This window comes from Pseudoalteromonas sp. OF7H-1 (assembly GCF_022347825.1).
GTDB lineage: Bacteria > Pseudomonadota > Gammaproteobacteria > Enterobacterales > Alteromonadaceae > Pseudoalteromonas > Pseudoalteromonas maricaloris.
Genome location: NZ_JAKRFX010000005.1, coordinates 25621 through 42540 on the forward strand (window position 1 = coordinate 25621; position 16920 = coordinate 42540).

General features: G+C 45.7%; 16 protein-coding genes. 8 read left to right on the plus strand and 8 right to left on the minus strand.

The features are described from left to right. Positions 1 to 20: 20 nt before the first annotated feature. The 8 genes from MHN30_RS07895 to MHN30_RS07930 form a co-directional block, all read right to left on the minus strand. Positions 21 to 410, minus strand: coding sequence for a VOC family protein (locus MHN30_RS07895; protein WP_343224333.1), 390 nt, complete (start codon positions 408 to 410; stop codon positions 21 to 23). A 118-nt stretch (positions 411 to 528) separates the two neighbouring features. Then, entirely contained in the window at positions 529 to 1290 is a 762-nt protein-coding gene (locus tag MHN30_RS07900; RefSeq protein WP_222240634.1) for an SDR family oxidoreductase, read from the minus strand. 6 nt (positions 1291 to 1296) lie between these two features. Further along, a complete protein-coding gene (mmsB, locus tag MHN30_RS07905) occupies positions 1297 to 2184 on the minus strand; it encodes a 3-hydroxyisobutyrate dehydrogenase (protein WP_010604932.1) in 888 nt (295 codons plus the stop codon). 12 nt (positions 2185 to 2196) lie between these two features. After that, positions 2197 to 3336 carry an enoyl-CoA hydratase/isomerase family protein gene (locus MHN30_RS07910; RefSeq protein ID WP_239359189.1) on the minus strand — a complete coding sequence of 380 codons (1140 nt, stop codon included), beginning with the start codon at positions 3334 to 3336 and terminating at the stop codon, positions 2197 to 2199. Then, on the minus strand, positions 3336 to 4112 hold the full coding sequence (locus MHN30_RS07915) for an enoyl-CoA hydratase (protein ID WP_239359190.1): 777 nt from the start codon (positions 4110 to 4112) through the stop codon (positions 3336 to 3338). Before MHN30_RS07915 ends, MHN30_RS07910 begins: the two co-directional genes overlap by 1 nt. Before the next feature lie 10 nt (positions 4113 to 4122). Further along, positions 4123 to 5280, minus strand: a complete 1158-nt coding sequence (locus tag MHN30_RS07920) for an acyl-CoA dehydrogenase family protein (protein ID WP_010604935.1) — start codon at positions 5278 to 5280, stop codon at positions 4123 to 4125. A gap of 107 nt (positions 5281 to 5387) precedes the next feature. Next, entirely contained in the window at positions 5388 to 6878 is a 1491-nt protein-coding gene (locus MHN30_RS07925; RefSeq protein WP_045988107.1) for a CoA-acylating methylmalonate-semialdehyde dehydrogenase, read from the minus strand. Positions 6879 to 6974: 96 nt separating this feature from the next. Continuing rightward, complete coding sequence (locus MHN30_RS07930) at positions 6975 to 8153, minus strand: acetyl-CoA C-acyltransferase (RefSeq protein ID WP_239359191.1); 1179 nt, start codon at positions 8151 to 8153, stop codon at positions 6975 to 6977. A gap of 314 nt (positions 8154 to 8467) precedes the next feature. Here MHN30_RS07930 and MHN30_RS07935 point away from each other — a divergent pair, with 314 nt between their 5' ends. From MHN30_RS07935 to MHN30_RS07970, 8 genes are read left to right on the plus strand one after another with little or no spacing between them, the layout of a single operon-like run. After that, positions 8468 to 8860 carry a MerR family DNA-binding transcriptional regulator gene (locus tag MHN30_RS07935; RefSeq protein ID WP_010378624.1) on the plus strand — a complete coding sequence of 131 codons (393 nt, stop codon included), beginning with the start codon at positions 8468 to 8470 and terminating at the stop codon, positions 8858 to 8860. 24 nt (positions 8861 to 8884) lie between these two features. Continuing rightward, entirely contained in the window at positions 8885 to 10060 is a 1176-nt protein-coding gene (locus tag MHN30_RS07940) for an isovaleryl-CoA dehydrogenase (protein ID WP_010378622.1), read from the plus strand. Positions 10061 to 10069: 9 nt separating this feature from the next. Continuing rightward, entirely contained in the window at positions 10070 to 11677 is a 1608-nt protein-coding gene (locus MHN30_RS07945; protein WP_239359192.1) for a carboxyl transferase domain-containing protein, read from the plus strand. A gap of 9 nt (positions 11678 to 11686) precedes the next feature. After that, a complete protein-coding gene (locus MHN30_RS07950; RefSeq protein ID WP_239359193.1) occupies positions 11687 to 12469 on the plus strand; it encodes an enoyl-CoA hydratase-related protein in 783 nt (260 codons plus the stop codon). An 8-nt stretch (positions 12470 to 12477) separates the two neighbouring features. After that, entirely contained in the window at positions 12478 to 14421 is a 1944-nt protein-coding gene (locus MHN30_RS07955) for an acetyl/propionyl/methylcrotonyl-CoA carboxylase subunit alpha (RefSeq protein WP_239359194.1), read from the plus strand. Further along, complete coding sequence (locus MHN30_RS07960; RefSeq protein ID WP_174168762.1) at positions 14421 to 15329, plus strand: hydroxymethylglutaryl-CoA lyase; 909 nt, start codon at positions 14421 to 14423, stop codon at positions 15327 to 15329. The genes MHN30_RS07955 and MHN30_RS07960 overlap by 1 nt, the downstream gene beginning before the upstream one ends. A 27-nt stretch (positions 15330 to 15356) precedes the next feature. Then, on the plus strand, positions 15357 to 16055 hold the full coding sequence (locus MHN30_RS07965) for a CoA transferase subunit A (protein ID WP_045988113.1): 699 nt from the start codon (positions 15357 to 15359) through the stop codon (positions 16053 to 16055). 9 nt (positions 16056 to 16064) lie between these two features. Continuing rightward, positions 16065 to 16730: a CoA transferase subunit B gene (locus MHN30_RS07970; RefSeq protein WP_010604942.1), complete on the plus strand. Its 666-nt coding sequence runs from the start codon at positions 16065 to 16067 to the stop codon at positions 16728 to 16730. Positions 16731 to 16920: the final 190 nt, after the last annotated feature.

The window sequence follows — 16920 nt, forward strand, 5'->3', positions numbered from 1 at the left end:
CTTTTAAAGTTGTTATCATCTTAATATTGCTCATAAATCTCCAGCGGCATACCATCAGGATCGCTGAAAAAGGTAAACCGTTTGCCTGTATATTCATCTATTCGAACAGGCTCTACAGCCACTTGATACTGCACAAGGTGTGCAATGCAAGCATCAATATCCGATACACTAAATGCTAAATGCCTCAGTCCTTGCGCTTCTGGGTGTGATGGTCGTTTTGGAGGGTTTGGAAACGAAAACAACTCAATCTGACTGCCATCTGGCAGCGCAAGATCTAATTTATAGGACGCTCTATCTTTTCGATAGTTCTCACGGAGTACGCGCAACCCAAGTACTTCGGTATAAAACACTTTTGATCTTTGGTAGTCAGAACAAATAACAGCAACGTGATGTATTCCAGATAACTTCAAGCACTTCTCCTCAAGCATTTAGGGTCTTTTAAATAAAAAAGCGGCAATTTGCATTGCCGCTTCACACACTCAAGTAGGAACTTGGACTACACGTTGTAAAACCAAGCCTATTTTTTCATTACAGGCGAATGCCGCCGTCAATCTCAACGACACGTCCCGTAAAGAAATCGTTTTCAATGATATATTTTGCTGTGTGGGCAATTTCTTGCGCTTCGCCAAGACGTCCTACAGGCTTCATTTTCACTAGCCGCTCTTTGGCTTCAGGCTTCATTGCATCGGTCATTTTTGTACGGATCACACCTGGTGCAATTGCGCCCACGCGAATACCAAAACGACCTAATTCTTTAGCCCAACTGGTAGTCATCGCAACGACACCAGACTTTGCCGCTGAATAATTGGTTTGTCCCATATTACCAGCGCGCGCAACGCTAGACATATTAATGATCACGCCACCGTTACCCGCTTCTACCATTTTGACAGCAGCTTCGCGGCCGCACAGGAAAACACCTGTAAGATTGACATCAATAACGGATTGAAATTGCGAAAGCGACATTTTATCGATGACTTGCCCGTCTTTTGCTTTGAGCAGCAAACCATCACGCAAAATCCCCGCATTATTAATTAATACCGAAATATCGCCGAAGTCATTTACGATGGCATTAAACACACTTTCCACGTCTGATTCTTGACTAACATTAGCGACATACGTGTTAACTTGTGTGCCGAATTGAGCAAGTTCGTGCTTCGCTTCTGCTAAAACGTCTTCTTGCATATCAATCAGGGCGAGTTTTGCCCCATGCTTTGCCATTTCAGTCGCCATGGCAAGACCTAAGCCTTGCGCACCACCAGTGATCACGACTGTTTTATTATTAATATCCATAGTGTCCTATTTCTCTGAATAAAGCTTAAAAATCGCACTAAAGTCTTCACTGCCTTTGCCTTGATTTTGCATCAAGTTATACAGATTCTTCGCCAGCGCCCCCATGGGCGTCGCAGAATTCGTTTGCTGCGCAGATTGCATCGCAAGGCCAAGATCTTTAGCCATTAAATCAACCATAAAGCCCGGCTTATAACCGTTCGAAGAAGGCACATTTTCTAGTACATCAGGACATGGGTTGTATAGCTCTAGCGTCCAGTTACGACCAGAGCTGTTTAGCATAATTTCGCTCAATACTTTAGGATCTAAGCCATGATCTACACCCATTTGCAGCGCTTCACTTGTGCCCGCCATAAGTATTGATAACAGCATATTGTTACATATCTTAGCGACTTGTCCGGCACCAATATCTCCAGCATGGAAGATATTCTTACCCATATTGGTCAGTACCACATGCGCACGTTCAAAGTCTGCTTTATTACCGCCGACAATAAAAGTTAAGGTACCGGCAGCTGCACCTGCCACACCGCCAGACACGGGCGCATCGACAAATGAAATACCCGATTCTGCCAACTTGTTGCCAACAAACTGAGCAGATTCAGCATCAATGGTCGAGCAATCAATTACTTGTGTATTTTTACTAAGGTAATTAATTAATCCGTCATCGCCGGTATACACTGCTCGAACATGTTTGCCGGCAGGCAGCATACTGATCACATAATCGGCTTCGCGACATACATCGCTCACAACCGTCGCTTTCGTCGCGCCACTTGCTTCAAGCGTCGCAACGGCCTCTGGGTTCAAATCGAATACACATACTTGGTGGCCAGCCTTTAATAGGTTAATGGCCATTGGACCACCCATATTACCTAAGCCGATAAATCCTACTTGTGCCATTTAAGTCATTCCTTATAAGTCACGCAATGGGTGATCGTTTTCATCCCAGCGAGGTGCAAAAAAGCGTTCTACCGCGTCGTCTGTAACTTCGGCGACAGATTTAAATCGCCAATTTGGCTTACCATCTTTATCAATAAGCAACGCACGAACACCTTCTTGAAACTCACCAAACTCGCCAGCCGTTACCGACATTCCTAATTCCTGCTTAAAACAGTCTCTTAGTGTTTTGCCTGCACTTCTAGTGAGCTGTGCTTTAACCAATGCAGCACTTAATGGTGAACCATGCTTTAATGCAGCCTGTGCCTTGCTTAGCCATTTGTTGTCAGTGCTATCCAACGCCAAAATAAACTCAACCTGCTCTGATAAAGTACCTTTCTCATCAAGCGCTTCGAACACCTTGATAAGTGGTTTAATTTCGCTTTTTGGCGGTGCATGAGAGGCTTCATCTAGTGACAACAGCAACTGAGTAAGCTTTTCATGATTTAATACATTGGTTTTGCCCCAGTTCACTTCAACTAGGTTTTGTAACAGTAAGCTCAGTTTTTCTGAGTCCATAAAGTGATCGGCGAGCCCAACCAGCTTAGCATCCGCAGCGTTAATGTTTGCAGCAGTGAGACCCAAGAATAGTCCAACGCCCTTTGGCATCTTATTGAGGAAATAGCTCCCACCCACATCAGGGTATAAACCAATGGTGATTTCCGGCATCGCGATGCGCGACGTTTCGGTCATCACTTTATGGCTTGCGCCAGCCGTTAAGCCCAATCCACCACCCATGATGATGCCATTACCCCATAGTAGGATTGGCTTATCATAGTTATGGATTTGATAATCTAACCGGTACTCTTCACTGAAAAAGGTTTCGATTAATGCGTTACTCGTATCAGACGACATTTCGCGATATAAACTCACGACATCGCCGCCGGCACAAAACGCCTTCTCTCCAGCACCTTTTAGCATAACCATTGCTATTTGTGGGTCGTTTGCCCAAGCGTCTAGTTGTGGCGCGAGCAAACGGATCATATCAAGGTTTAAGGCATTTAACGCTTTTGGTACATTTAATGTCGCCAGCGCTATTTTCATCCCGTTATGGCACGTTGCCTGTTCGAATATAACCGGCGCCTCTTCGTGATTTATTAGCTCAAATTCAATCATTAGCCATTTACCCAATTCGCTTTACGCTTCTCTAAAAACGCGTTTACGCCTTCTTTTTGATCTTGCGTATCGAATAGTGTTACGAAAAGTTCGCGTTCAAGTGGCAATGCGCTATTGATAGTGCCAGTGCGGCCTTTTTGAATTAGAGCCTTACAAGCCGTGACCGCAACTGGACTTTGATCTTCTACTTTCTTAGCAAGTTCAAGCGCAGCTTCCAGTGCTTTACCCTGCTCGACCACTTCTTCAACTAAGCCAATTTGCTGTGCTTTATCAGCTTTTAAGCGCTCACCGCATAAAATCATACGTTTTGCCCAGCCTTCGCCTACAAGCCACGACAAGTTTTGTGTGCCGCCAGCACAAGGTAACAACCCTACTTTCGCCTCAGGAAGTGCCATTTGTGCTTGAGCTTCGGCAATGCGGATATCGCATGCTAGTGCTACTTCTAAACCGCCCCCCATTGCAAAACCGTTGATAGCAGCAATAGATACGCCTCTAAAGTCGCAGAGTGTTTCAAACGCTTCGCCAAATACTCGAGACATATCCGCAGCTACTCCTTTGTCGCCGTCAGCAAATACGTTTAGATCTGCACCTGCTGAAAAGAACTTTTCACCTTCGCCAGTGATCACTAACGAATAGATTTCTTTATCTGCATTCAATTCGATTACTAGATTTTTAAGTGCAGTTAATGTGTCTTTTGTCCACGTATTCGCGGGTGGATTTGACATAGTAACAACGGCAGTATGGCCTTGTTTTTCGAGTTTTAATTGTGCAGTCATGATACTCTCCTTATAGGACGCTTGCCGCGCCTTCAGCTAAGATCCGACGTGCAATAATTACACGCATGATTTCGTTTGTACCTTCAAGGATCTGATGAACACGTACGTCACGTAAATGACGTTCAAGTGGATATTCTTTGATATACCCGTAACCACCATGAATTTGCAGTGCATCATCACACACTTTAGTGCCTACATCAGTGGCAAAACGCTTCGCCATTGCGCAATAAGTGGTCTTTTCTGGGTCGTTGCTATCCAGTTTAAATGCCGCAAGTCGAACCATTTGGCGCGCAGCCACAAGTTCTGTATTCATATCTGCAATTTTAAATTGCAGTGCTTGGAACGCTGCTAACGGTTTACCAAACTGAGAACGCTCTTGCATATACTGCTTGGCGGTATTGAGCGCCTGCTGGGCTGTACCAATCGAGCAAGTTGCAATGTTAATACGACCACCATCAAGGCCTTGCATCGCAAATTTGAAGCCTTCGCCTTCTTGGCCTAGTAGGTTGGCAGCTGGGATACGGACATTTTCAAGCGTGATAAGGCGCGTAGGTTGAGCGTTCCAACCCATTTTTTCTTCTGCTTTGCCATAAATAACGCCATCAGCATCGGCAGGTACAACAAAGGCCGAAATACCTTTTGGACCAGCCTCACCGGTTCTTGCCATTACCACCAATACGTCTGTTTCACCTGCACCTGAGATAAACATCTTAGAGCCAGACAAAACGTACTCGTCGCCTTCTTTTATTGCTTTTGTTTTCAGCGATGCGGCATCAGAGCCAGAACCTGGCTCTGTTAGGCAATAAGAAGCCAGAAGCTCACCTGTTACTAACTGATCCATATATTTTGCTTTGGTTTCTTCCGTTGCAAAGCTCGCTATCATCCACGTTGCCATGTTATGAATAGTCAACATGGCGGTGGTTGCTGTACAACCCATAGAAAGTTGTTCAAAAATAATACTTGAATCAAGGCGAGATAAACCCAGACCACCTGCCTCTTCTGGCGTATATAGACCGCAAAAACCAAGCTCACCTGCTTTTTGAATTACGTCTTTTGGAAAAATGTGCTCTTGATCCCATTTTGCAGCATGTGGAGCAAGCTCGCTCATTGCAAATTGGTGCGCCATATCGGCAAATGCTTGTTGATCTTCGTTTAGGTTAAAGTCCACGCTAGACCTCTCTTGCTGTTCTGACACCCTGAATATGTGTCGGTAATTCTTATCGTTTTGGTAAAAAATAGCGTGCTCCCCCTGCAGAGCACGCTATGCAATATGAGTTATCTAAGGTTGATACTCATATTTGGACCACTGACAGCCTCATCGTCAAACCAACGTGAGGTAATTGTTTTGGTTTCTGTATAGAAACGCACGCCTTGCTTACCATAGGTGTGTTGGTCACCGTAGAATGAATTCTTCCAACCGGTAAATGAGAAGAACGGCAATGGCACAGGAATAGGAATATTAATGCCTACCTGACCCACTTCAATTTCACGCTGGAACTTACGTGCTGCGCCACCGCTTGCAGTGAATAATGAGGTACCGTTACCGTATGGGTTGTTATTAATAAGCGTAATTGCTTCATCTAAACTATCGACAAATACACAACAAAGGACTGGGCCAAAGATTTCTTCTTTGTAGATATCCATTTCAGTTGTGACATTTGAAAACAGGGTTGGACCTACCCAATTACCATTTTCATAACCCTCAACTGTAAAATCAGAACCGTCTAGCAAACACGTTGCGCCTTGCTGCTTACCACTGTCAATCAGCGATAGAATGCGCGCTTTAGCCTGCGGCGTCGTTTGCGGACCATAAGCAGCTTCAGGATCATCCCAAACGCCAGGACGAACCTTCGCCATTGCGTCTCTTAGTTCCTCTACCCACTGTTGTGATTGCCCAACAAACACAGCAACTGAGATCCCCATACAGCGCTGACCACCCGCGCCGACCGAAGAGCCAACCAGGTTATTGATCACTTGTTCTTTTTTCGCATCTGGCATGATAACCATGTGGTTTTTCGCACCGACACACGCTTGAACGCGTTTGAGATTTTGCGTACCTTTGCTGTAAATGTACTGACCAACACCACAAGAACCCACGAAAGAAATCGCGCGAATTTCCGGCGCTTCAAGGATTTGGTCAACCTGATCCTTACTACCGTGTACTACCTGTAGTACGCCTTTTGGCGCACCAGCTTCTTCAAACAATTCAACCAAGCGCATTGGCGTTAGTGGATCTTGCTCTGATGGCTTAAGTACAAAGGTGTTACCGCATACAATTGCCATTGGGAACATCCACAGCGGGATCATCGCTGGGAAGTTAAATGGCGTAATACCCGCACAAACGCCTAGCGGTTGGGTATATGAATAGGTGTCGATATTTCGGGCAACGTTTTCTACCGTCTCGCCCATCATCATTGAAGGGGCATTACATGCTTGCTCAACCACTTCAATACCACGCCATACATCACCTTTCGCATCTTCAAACGTTTTGCCTAGTTCATGGCAAATGATGGTTGCGATTTCTTCTTGATGCTCTTTAAGAAGCGCTGCATAACGCATCATAATTCGCGCACGCTCAGTTACCGGAACATTACGCCACGTTTTAAATGCTTCTTGAGCTGAATGAATTGCAGCTTGTACTTCTTCGTTAGTAGCACAAGGTACTTTTGCTAACACTTCTTGATTAGCCGGATTAACAACGTCTAACCATTTGTCAGACTGAGACTGTGAAAATTCACCGTTGATGTATAAAGGTACTTGGTGCATGAAGCACTCCTCCCCATAAAACGAGTTTATGCGCTGCGTGAATGATTAGAATTATGGAAAACGCAGCGCCCCTTGAACGAAATAAATTGCAGTAACTTACACTTCTACCGCGAGCGCTACAGCTTCACCACCACCGATACATAGTGACGCTATGCCTTTTGATAAGCCGCGGTTTTTTAGTGCATGGATAAGTGTAACTAAGATGCGTGCACCGCTTGCACCGATTGGGTGACCTAGTGCACAAGCACCACCGTTGACGTTGACTTTGTTGCTATCTAACTGCATTTCGTTGATAGCTAACATAGTCACCATGGCAAACGCTTCGTTGATTTCCCAAAGGTCAACGTCTGCTGTCGACCAACCTGCTTTTTCAAGCAGCTTATTCATCGCACCGACTGGTGCCACGGTAAATTCAGCAGGCGCTTGTGAGTGAGTTGCATGGGCAACAATCTTACAAAGTGGTGTCAAACCGTGCTTTTTCGCTTCTGATTCACTCATTAAAATCAGCGCTGCTGCACCGTCAGAAATAGACGAAGAGTTAGCAGCAGTGATAGTGCCGTCTTTTTTAAATGCTGGGCGAAGTGATGGAATTTTGTTTGGACGCGCGTTACCAGGTTGCTCGTCAGTATTAACCTCAACATCCCCCTTACGCGTACTCATAACATGAGGGGCAATTTCATTGCCAAAGCTGCCATTTTCGATTGCGGCGTTTGCTTTACTTAGTGAGCCAAGTGCAAATTCATCCATGTGCTCACGGGTAATGCCATATTCATCAGCAGTAGCTTGTGCGAAACAACCCATCGCTTTATTGTCATAAGCATCTTCTAAGCCATCAGCCATCATATGGTCTTTGATTTCGCCATGACCCATGCGCATTCCGCCACGGGCTTTTGGAATAAAGTAAGGTGAGTTAGTCATGCTTTCCATGCCACCAGCGATAGCAGAATTAATGCTACCTGAGCGGATGAGATCATGCGCGAACATCGCCGCTTTTAGACCCGAGCCACACACCTTGTTAATTGTCGTCGCTCCCGTCGAGCGTGCAAGCCCCGCGTGTAGCATCGCTTGACGCGCTGGCGCTTGACCAAGGCCTGCGGGTAAGACACAGCCCATGATCACTTCGTCTATACTCGCATCACTAAGACCTGTTTCATTCATTACTGCTTTAATTGCAGTCGCACCTAAGTCTGTCGCGGTTGCGTCAGATAGGCTTCCCATAAAGCCACCCATTGGTGTACGCTTAGCAGCGACGATGACAACAGCTTCGTTACTCATTGCAAAACTCCTGTTTACAAGCCAATCTTGGCTTGTTAAAAATTAACTCTGTATTCGAGCATACATAATATTTACGTTTACGCCAACGTAAATCTAAAATCAAGCCAAACGAGATCAGTGAAAGTGTAAAGCTAACTTGCACAAATTTGTTTCCAAGGCTTATTTTCTCTAGCTGTAATGAAGATTTGATGACAATTCGAACGGACAGATTATTCCTTTTATAAGACTAAAGAAGGATCTGCTATTCTTACTTTACCTTTACGTAAACTTCACTTATATTGGTCTAATCAGTGACGTTGTAAGTGTAAATAAAAATGCAAGAAATTAATGAACCTACCTATTCAATCAGCGAGTTAGCTAAAGAATTTGATATTACTACTCGCAGTATTCGTTTTTACGAAGACCAAGGACTCCTTTCTCCTAGGCGCCAAGGACAAACGCGTATTTACTCAAAACGTGACAAAGTTCGATTAAAACTGATCCTTCGCGGAAAACGTCTTGGTTTTACACTTGCTGAAACTGGCCGACTATTTGAGCTTTACGACGCCGACAAATCGAGCGAAAAGCAACTTAAAACCATGTTGCAACTCATTGAAGAGAAAAAAGCCGACTTAAGCCAACAGATGGACGACATTAAAGTTGTCTTAATGGAACTGGTGACGGCTGAGCGCCGTTGTCGCGACACCCTACACGAGCTCGAAAAATAAACTCTCACAACAGGATGAATACCGATGAGCACAGTATCTTTATATAAAGAATTAAACTTTGGACTAGGCGAAACAGCAGACATGATCCGTGATCATGTGAATAGCTTTGCGACCAGTGAAATTGCCCCACTTGCTGAAAAAACAGATCAAGAAAATGCATTTCCGAACGAAATGTGGCCAAAGTTTGGCGAAATGGGCCTACTTGGGATCACCGTCGCTGAAGAATTTGGCGGCTCAAACATGGGTTATCTTGAACACGTTATCGCAATGGAAGAGATAAGCCGTGCGAGTGCATCAATTGGCTTAAGCTACGGCGCACACTCAAACCTATGTGTAAACCAAATTAACCGTAACGGTAACCAAGCCCAAAAAGAAAAGTATCTACCAAAACTTATCAGCGGTGAACACATCGGTGCACTAGCAATGAGTGAGCCCAATGCTGGCTCTGACGTGGTTTCAATGAAACTACGTGCTGAAAAGCAAGGTGACAAGTTCATCCTAAACGGTAATAAAATGTGGATCACCAATGGTCCAGATGCCGACGTTTTTGTGATTTACGCAAAAACGGATACCAATGCAGGCCCTCGCGGGATCACGGCCTTTATCGTCGAAAAAAGCTTCCCTGGTTTTTCAACGGCACAAAAGTTAGACAAACTTGGAATGCGTGGTTCAAACACCTGTGAGCTGGTATTCGAAAACTGCGAAGTACCTGCAGAAAACATCCTTGGCGAATACAACGAAGGCGTTAAGGTACTCATGAGTGGCCTAGACTACGAGCGTGTGGTATTGGCAGGCGGCCCGCTTGGTATTATGCAGGCTTGTATGGATGTGGTAGTACCTTATATTCACGAGCGTAAACAATTTAACCAATCCATCGGTGAATTCCAGCTGGTGCAGGGCAAAGTTGCTGACATGTACACGCAAATGAACGCCGCACGCTCATACGTTTATACCGTGGCGAAAGCCTGTGACCGTGGCGAAACCACTCGTAAAGATGCTGCTGGTGCAATTTTATATGCCGCAGAACTTGCAACCAAACTTGCACTTGATGCCATTCAGCTACTAGGTGGAAACGGTTATATCAATGAATATCCTACAGGTCGACTACTTCGCGATGCCAAGCTGTATGAAATTGGCGCTGGTACGTCTGAGATCCGCCGTATGCTTATCGGACGTGAGCTATTCAACGAAAGTCGCTAGGAGTGCTACATGACGGTACTAAACTCTGCGGTTAATCCGCATGATCCCCAGTTTAAGGCAAACAGCGATGCAATGGCATCGCTGGTTGCTGATCTTAAAGATAAAGTCGCCACACTCAGCCAAGGTGGTGGTGAAGCGCTTATTGCCCGTCACCAAAGTCGTGGTAAATTATTTGTCCGTGACCGAATTGAAACCTTGCTTGACGAGGGCTCGCCGTTTTTAGAAATTGGCCAATTCGCCGCGTTTGGCGTTTACGAGCAAGATATTCCTTGTGCTGGTGTGGTCGCCGGGATCGGACGCGTCAAAGGCGTTGAATGCATGATTGTGGCAAATGATGCGACGGTAAAAGGGGGAACCTATTTCCCTATTACTGTAAAAAAACACCTACGAGCGCAAGAAATCGCTGAGCGCTGCCATCTTCCTTGTATTTATTTAGTGGATTCTGGCGGTGCGAACTTGCCAGAACAAGATGAAGTATTCCCAGATAAATTGCATTTTGGTCGGATTTTCTACAATCAAGCCCGTATGTCTGCAAAGGGGATCCCACAAATCGCAGTGGTCATGGGGTTATGTACCGCTGGCGGCGCATATGTACCAGCAATGGCCGATGAAAGTATTATCGTCAAAGAACAAGGCACCATTTTCTTGGCAGGGCCACCACTTGTTAAAGCGGCCACGGGTGAAGAAGTGAGTGCAGAAGACTTAGGCGGCGCAGATGTTCACTGTAAAGTCTCAGGTGTAGCCGATCACTATGCAGAAAATGACGAGCATGCGCTTTCTATCGCAAGGCAGTGCGTGTCACGCCTTAACCATCAGCGCCCTATTCGCCCACTCCTTCAAGATGCCAAACCACCACGTTATGACATCAGTGAGGTGTATGGCATTGTCGGTACGGATCTGAAAAAGCCATTTGATGTACGCGAAGTCATTGCCCGTATCGTGGACGATTCTCAGTTTGATGAATTTAAACGCTACTTCGGCGAAACGCTCGTGACTGGTTTTGCTGAGATTTATGGTCACCCTGTGGGGATCGTAGCAAACAACGGTATTCTCTTCTCTGAATCAGCGCAAAAAGGCGCACACTTTATTCAACTCTGTGCACAGCGCAATATTCCGCTGCTATTTTTGCAGAATATTACTGGATTTATGGTTGGCCAAAAATACGAAGCGGAAGGTATCGCTAAGCACGGTGCAAAAATGGTAACAGCCGTTTCCTGTGCTGATGTGCCTAAGTTTACAGTATTGATTGGCGGCTCATATGGTGCTGGTAACTATGGCATGTGTGGTAGAGCCTACGAGCCAACCATGATGTGGATGTGGCCAAACGCACGGATCTCCGTAATGGGTGGTGAACAAGCTGCTGGCGTATTAACGCAGGTTAAACAAGATGGTTTAGCGCGCAAAGGCCTTAGCATGAGCGATGCCGAAGTGAGCGAATTTAAAAAGCCAATTATCGAGCAATACGAAAAGCAAGGACACCCATTCTATGCCAGCGCAAGGCTTTGGGACGATGGCGTTATCGACCCTGCGGATACGCGCACAGTACTTGGTCTTGCCTTAGAGGCTGCGAGCAATGCGCCGCAAAAAGAGTCTAAATTTGGCGTCTTCAGAATGTAAGGAGCACTTATGCCTGTCACTTTAAATATAACAAAAAGCAAAGTGGCGATTTTAGAGCTAAGTCGCCCAGAAAAACATAATGCCTTCAATGCGGAGGTGATTGCCGAACTCATTAAGAATATCGAATATGCCAGCGATCTCGATGTCAGAGCGCTGGTATTAAAAACCGAAGGTAAACACTTTTCAGCGGGGGCTGATCTGGCGTGGATGAAATCCATGGCAGACAACGACTATGACGAAAACGTCGCTGATTCTTTAGAACTTGCTAAATTAATGCAAGTGCTGGCCACTTGCCCTCACCCAACGCTGTGTTTGGTGCAAGGTGCTGCTTTTGGCGGTGCGCTTGGGTTAATCGCCTGTTGTGATATCGCCATTGCAGAGCACAACTCTAAATTTTGTTTAAGTGAAGTCAAGCTTGGTCTTATTCCGGCTGTGATTAGTCCTTATGTCATTAAAGCCATTGGGGAGCGCCAAGCGCGACGCTATTTTTTAACAGCCGAAGTCTTCGATGGTGAAAAGGCGCTAGAAATGGGTTTAATTCACGAATTGAGCGATGATTTAGCAAAAAGCGAAGCGGACTTTCTCGATACCTTGCTTAACAATGGCCCTGCTGCTGTGAAAAGTGCCAAAGCACTGATCAGCGAAGTTGCTGGTAAAGAGATAAATGAAGCGTTGGTCGCCCATACCGCAAAGCGTATCGCTGAAATTAGAGTAAGTGACGAAGGCCAAGAAGGTCTTAGCGCCTTTTTCGATAAACGAGCACCACGCTGGCAAACCGCCGCAAGCGAATAGGAGTCAACATGCTAACTAAAATTCTAGTCGCGAACCGTGGTGAAATTGCCTGCCGCGTGATGCGCACCGCAAAGAAATTGGGCCTAACCACAGTGGCAGTTTATTCTGATGCAGATGCCAATGCGATGCATGTGAAAACAGCTGACGAAGCCTATCATATCGGTCCGGCACCAAGTAAAGAGTCTTATTTGGTTGCGGACCGAATTCTTGAAGTCGCCAAGGCGGCGGGCGTCGATTGCATCCACCCTGGTTATGGTTTTTTGTCTGAAAATGAAGTATTCGCTAAAGCATGTGAAGCGGCAAACATTGCGTTTATTGGTCCGCTGGCAAGCTCTATTGAAGCGATGGGTTCTAAGACCCGTGCCAAGGAAATCATGCATGACGCTAATGTGCCCTTAGTCCCGGGGTATTATGGCGACAAACAAGAAGATGATTTCTTGCAAGCAGAAGCAGAAAAAATCGGCTTTCCGGTACTTATCAAAGCCGCTTACGGCGGTGGTGGTAAAGGGATGCGCGTGGTACGAGAAAGCAGCGAGTTTTTGTCGGCACTACATGGTGCTAAACGTGAAGCTGCAGCGAGTTTTGGCAATGACTTAGTACTGCTTGAGCGTTTTGTTGATAAGCCTCGTCACGTAGAAGTACAAGTTTTTGCCGATAGTCACGGTAACTGTGTTTACCTCGGTGATAGAGACTGTTCACTACAGCGTCGTCACCAAAAGGTGATTGAAGAAGCGCCCGCCCCAGATTTGAGTGATGCGATGCGCAAAGCTATGGGTGAAGCAGCAGTACGCTGTGCGCAAGCGATTAACTATCGCGGCGCAGGTACAGTAGAGTTCTTATTATGTGGCGATGAGTTCTTCTTTATGGAGATGAATACCCGCCTGCAAGTAGAGCACCCAGTGACAGAAATGGTAACTGATCTCGATTTAGTCGAGTGGCAACTGATGGTTGCTGCGGGTGAACAGCTACCGCTGACTCAACAGCAGATTTCGTTATCTGGTCATAGCTTTGAAGCACGTATTTACGCAGAAGACCCTGAAGAAAACTTCATGCCGTTTTCAGGTGTACTTTCACACCTTAGCTTTCCAGAAGCCAAAGATGGCGTAAGAATTGACACAGGCGTGCAGCAAGGCGATGAGATCAGCCCATTTTACGATCCTATGATCGCCAAGCTTATTGTTCATGGCAAAAATCGTGAACAAGCGTTACTAAAGCTAAAATCGAGTTTAGAGCAAGTACATCTGTGTGGTTTAAAATCCAATATTGCATTTTTACATCACTTAGCAGGCCACCCTACTTTCACAGCTGGTGCGCCTGATACCCACTTTATTGACACGCAAACTGAGGTATTAACTCTATCGAATACGCCGCTGGATAAAATGGTGTTATTAGCAAGTGCGGCCTATCTTAGCCACCAACAACCATGTAAAAACACGGTGTGGGGAAACTTAGGCTTTAGGCTTAACCAAACCGCGAAAGTGGATTTACCATTTGCAGATCATGCCGCCTGTGCTTATCAATCTCAGGGGGCTTGGAAGGTCTCGTTTAACGAGCAAATCCACCAAATTGAATCTGAATTAAATGGACACCAGCTGACAGTGGTGATTGATGGTGCACGGGTACATGCCAGTGCCATTGTGACCGAAACCGCGATCACTATTATGTATGGCCCGTATCAACATACCGTTGAACTCAAGTCAAAGCACTACATTAGCGATCATGAGCACGAAGCCGCACCGCTGGCAGCGCCATTGAACGGCACCGTGGTTAAGCATTTGTTAGCCGTCGGTACCCAAGTTAATAAAGGCGATGCAGTCGTGATAATCGAAGCCATGAAGATGGAATATACGCTCAATGCACCATTTGATGGCACGCTGACTTCATACTGCTTTGCAGAAGGCGAGTTGGTCAGTCATGGCGATATGCTGGCGATTGTTGAGGAGCAAGACTAATGTCTCAGTATCCGGCTAACGTTAAAATTGTAGAAGTCGGCGCACGTGACGGCTTACAAAATGAGGTAAGTGTTGCCACAGAAGCTAAAATCTCGCTGGTTAACGCATTAAAAGACGCTGGTCTCAAGCACATAGAAGCAGGCGCGTTTGTGTCGCCCAAATGGGTGCCACAAATGGCCGATTCTGCTGCGGTGATCCAAGGCTTTGAGCGTAGTGAAGGCGTTGAAATAAGCGCCCTAACGCCAAACCTTAAAGGCGCAGAGCTTGCACTAGAAAATCAGGTCGACGAATTTGCCATTTTTACTGCCGCCAGTGAGGCATTTACGCAAAAAAACATCAACTGCACGATTGAACAAAGTATTGAACGCTTTCGTCCCGTTGTTGAACTTGCACAAAAAAACAACATAAAAGTAAGAGGTTATGTTAGCTGCGTGGTTGGTTGCCCATATCAAGGTGAAGTACAACCAGAGCAAGTTTTAGCGGTATGTAAACAATTGTTGTCACTTGGTTGTTATGAAATCAGCCTAGGCGACACCATAGGTGTTGGTACGCCTAAAAAGGTCCAGCAGCTGCTCACCTTGTTACTGCAACATATCCCTGCTGACAAGCTTGCGGTGCATTTCCATGATACCTACGGACAAGCATTAACGAATATTCACACGGCCCTGCAAATGGGGATCGCAACTGTTGATAGCGCCGTTGCAGGTCTTGGTGGTTGCCCTTACGCCAAAGGCGCGTCAGGAAATGTTGCCACTGAGGATGTAGTTTACTTGCTGCAAGGACTTGGCATTGAGTGTGGAATTGATTTAGAAAGGCTAGCAAAAGCAGGATGGACAATTTGTGATGCGCTAGGCAAGACACCAAGCAGTAAAGTGTCGTTAGCACTCAAACAAACTTGTCAATCTTAAAACAATAACATTATTAGGAGTGGGCTTATGGCCGGTTTCGATAAAGTCGTATCAAGCTACAGCGAAGCGATGGCGGGTCTTAAAGACGGCGATACCATCATCGCAGGTGGCTTTGGTTTGTGTGGTATTCCAGAAGGCTTAATTGCAGAAATTAAGCGCCTGCAAACAAAAGAACTTACCGTGGTTTCAAACAACTGTGGGGTCGACGACTTTGGTTTAGGTATTTTGCTTAAAGATCGTCAAATTAAGAAGATCATTGCCTCTTATGTTGGTGAAAATGCGCTGTTTGAACAGCAACTACTCGATGGCATTATTGACGTTGAATTAACACCACAAGGTACGCTTGCAGAGAAGATGCGCGCTGGTGGCGCTGGGATCCCAGCTTTTTACACGGCAACAGGGTACGGTACTCCCATTGCTGAAGGTAAAGAAGTAAAAGAATTTGATGGCCGACCATATATTTTGGAAGAATCAATTACCGGTGAGTTTGCTATTGTTAAGGCTTGGAAAGCAGATCGCTACGGCAACTTGGTGTTCCGCCACACAGCAATGAACTTTAACCCAATGGCAGCGACAGCCGGAAAAATCACCGTCGCGGAAGTTGAAGAAATCGTAGAACCGGGTGAACTTGAGCCGAGTCAAATCCACACCCCTGGTATTTATGTCAATCGCGTGATCAAAGGTGACTTTGAAAAACGTATTGAACGTGTCACAACGCGCAAATAGGAGGCAATCATGGGTTTAAATCGTGAACAAATTGCGATGCGCGTGGCGCAAGAGCTTGAAGACGGTTACTACGTTAACTTAGGCATAGGTATTCCAACCTTAGTGGCTAACTACGTACCACAAGGCATTGAAGTGATGCTGCAATCGGAAAATGGCTTGTTGGGTATGGGTCCCTACCCAACTGAAGACCAAGTTGATGCCGATATGATCAACGCGGGTAAAGAAACCGTGACAGCAGCGACAGGTGCAGCAATTTTTAATAGTGCGGAAAGCTTTGCCATGATCCGTGGTGGTCATGTAGACTTGACGGTACTAGGTGCTTTTGAAGTTGATCAACAAGGCAATATCGCGTCTTGGATGATCCCGAAAAAATTAATCAAAGGCATGGGTGGTGCAATGGACTTAGTTGCTGGTGCACGCAACATCATAGTGACCATGACCCATGCTAGCAAACACGGCGATTCTAAATTGCTTGAATCATGCACATTGCCACTGACCGGCGTAAATTGTGTAAAGAAAATCGTAACAGATTTAGCTGTGTTAGAAGTAAAAGACGGCGCATTCCATTTGCTAGAACGCGCACCGGGTGTTAGTGTTGATGAAATAATCAGCAAAACTGCAGGCAAGCTTATCGTCGACGGTGAGATCCCCGAAATGCAGTTTGAGGCGTCGTAAGACACACCCTAACTTACAAATGTACCGACCTCATTCCCAGTGCCAAAGGCGCTGAGTTACCCAAAACCCCTCGCAAGAGGGGTTTTTTTTCACCATCAAAGGAAAACTCTTTACTCTACATCACTCTTTATGTCTAGTTGATGAATGTGATGATTTTTAAATAAAAAATTCAGTAGCCATTTACTTTTCA

Bases quoted from the DNA above. Each gene is read 5' to 3' on its own strand.
- MHN30_RS07960 (WP_174168762.1), top strand. From the start codon at position 14,421: ATGTCTCAGTATCCGGCTAACGTTAAAATTGTAGAAGTCGGCGCACGT.
- MHN30_RS07900 (WP_222240634.1), bottom strand. From the start codon at position 1,290: ATGGATATTAATAATAAAACAGTCGTGATCACTGGTGGTGCGCAAGGC.
- MHN30_RS07930 (WP_239359191.1), bottom strand. From the start codon at position 8,153: ATGAGTAACGAAGCTGTTGTCATCGTCGCTGCTAAGCGTACACCAATG.
- MHN30_RS07970 (WP_010604942.1), top strand. From the start codon at position 16,065: ATGGGTTTAAATCGTGAACAAATTGCGATGCGCGTGGCGCAAGAGCTT.
- MHN30_RS07915 (WP_239359190.1), bottom strand. From the start codon at position 4,112: ATGACTGCACAATTAAAACTCGAAAAACAAGGCCATACTGCCGTTGTT.
- MHN30_RS07955 (WP_239359194.1), top strand. From the start codon at position 12,478: ATGCTAACTAAAATTCTAGTCGCGAACCGTGGTGAAATTGCCTGCCGC.
- MHN30_RS07925 (WP_045988107.1), bottom strand. From the start codon at position 6,878: ATGCACCAAGTACCTTTATACATCAACGGTGAATTTTCACAGTCTCAG.
- MHN30_RS07910 (WP_239359189.1), bottom strand. From the start codon at position 3,336: ATGATTGAATTTGAGCTAATAAATCACGAAGAGGCGCCGGTTATATTC.
- MHN30_RS07965 (WP_045988113.1), top strand. From the start codon at position 15,357: ATGGCCGGTTTCGATAAAGTCGTATCAAGCTACAGCGAAGCGATGGCG.
- MHN30_RS07935 (WP_010378624.1), top strand. From the start codon at position 8,468: ATGCAAGAAATTAATGAACCTACCTATTCAATCAGCGAGTTAGCTAAA.
- mmsB (WP_010604932.1), bottom strand. From the start codon at position 2,184: ATGGCACAAGTAGGATTTATCGGCTTAGGTAATATGGGTGGTCCAATG.
- MHN30_RS07940 (WP_010378622.1), top strand. From the start codon at position 8,885: ATGAGCACAGTATCTTTATATAAAGAATTAAACTTTGGACTAGGCGAA.
- MHN30_RS07945 (WP_239359192.1), top strand. From the start codon at position 10,070: ATGACGGTACTAAACTCTGCGGTTAATCCGCATGATCCCCAGTTTAAG.
- MHN30_RS07950 (WP_239359193.1), top strand. From the start codon at position 11,687: ATGCCTGTCACTTTAAATATAACAAAAAGCAAAGTGGCGATTTTAGAG.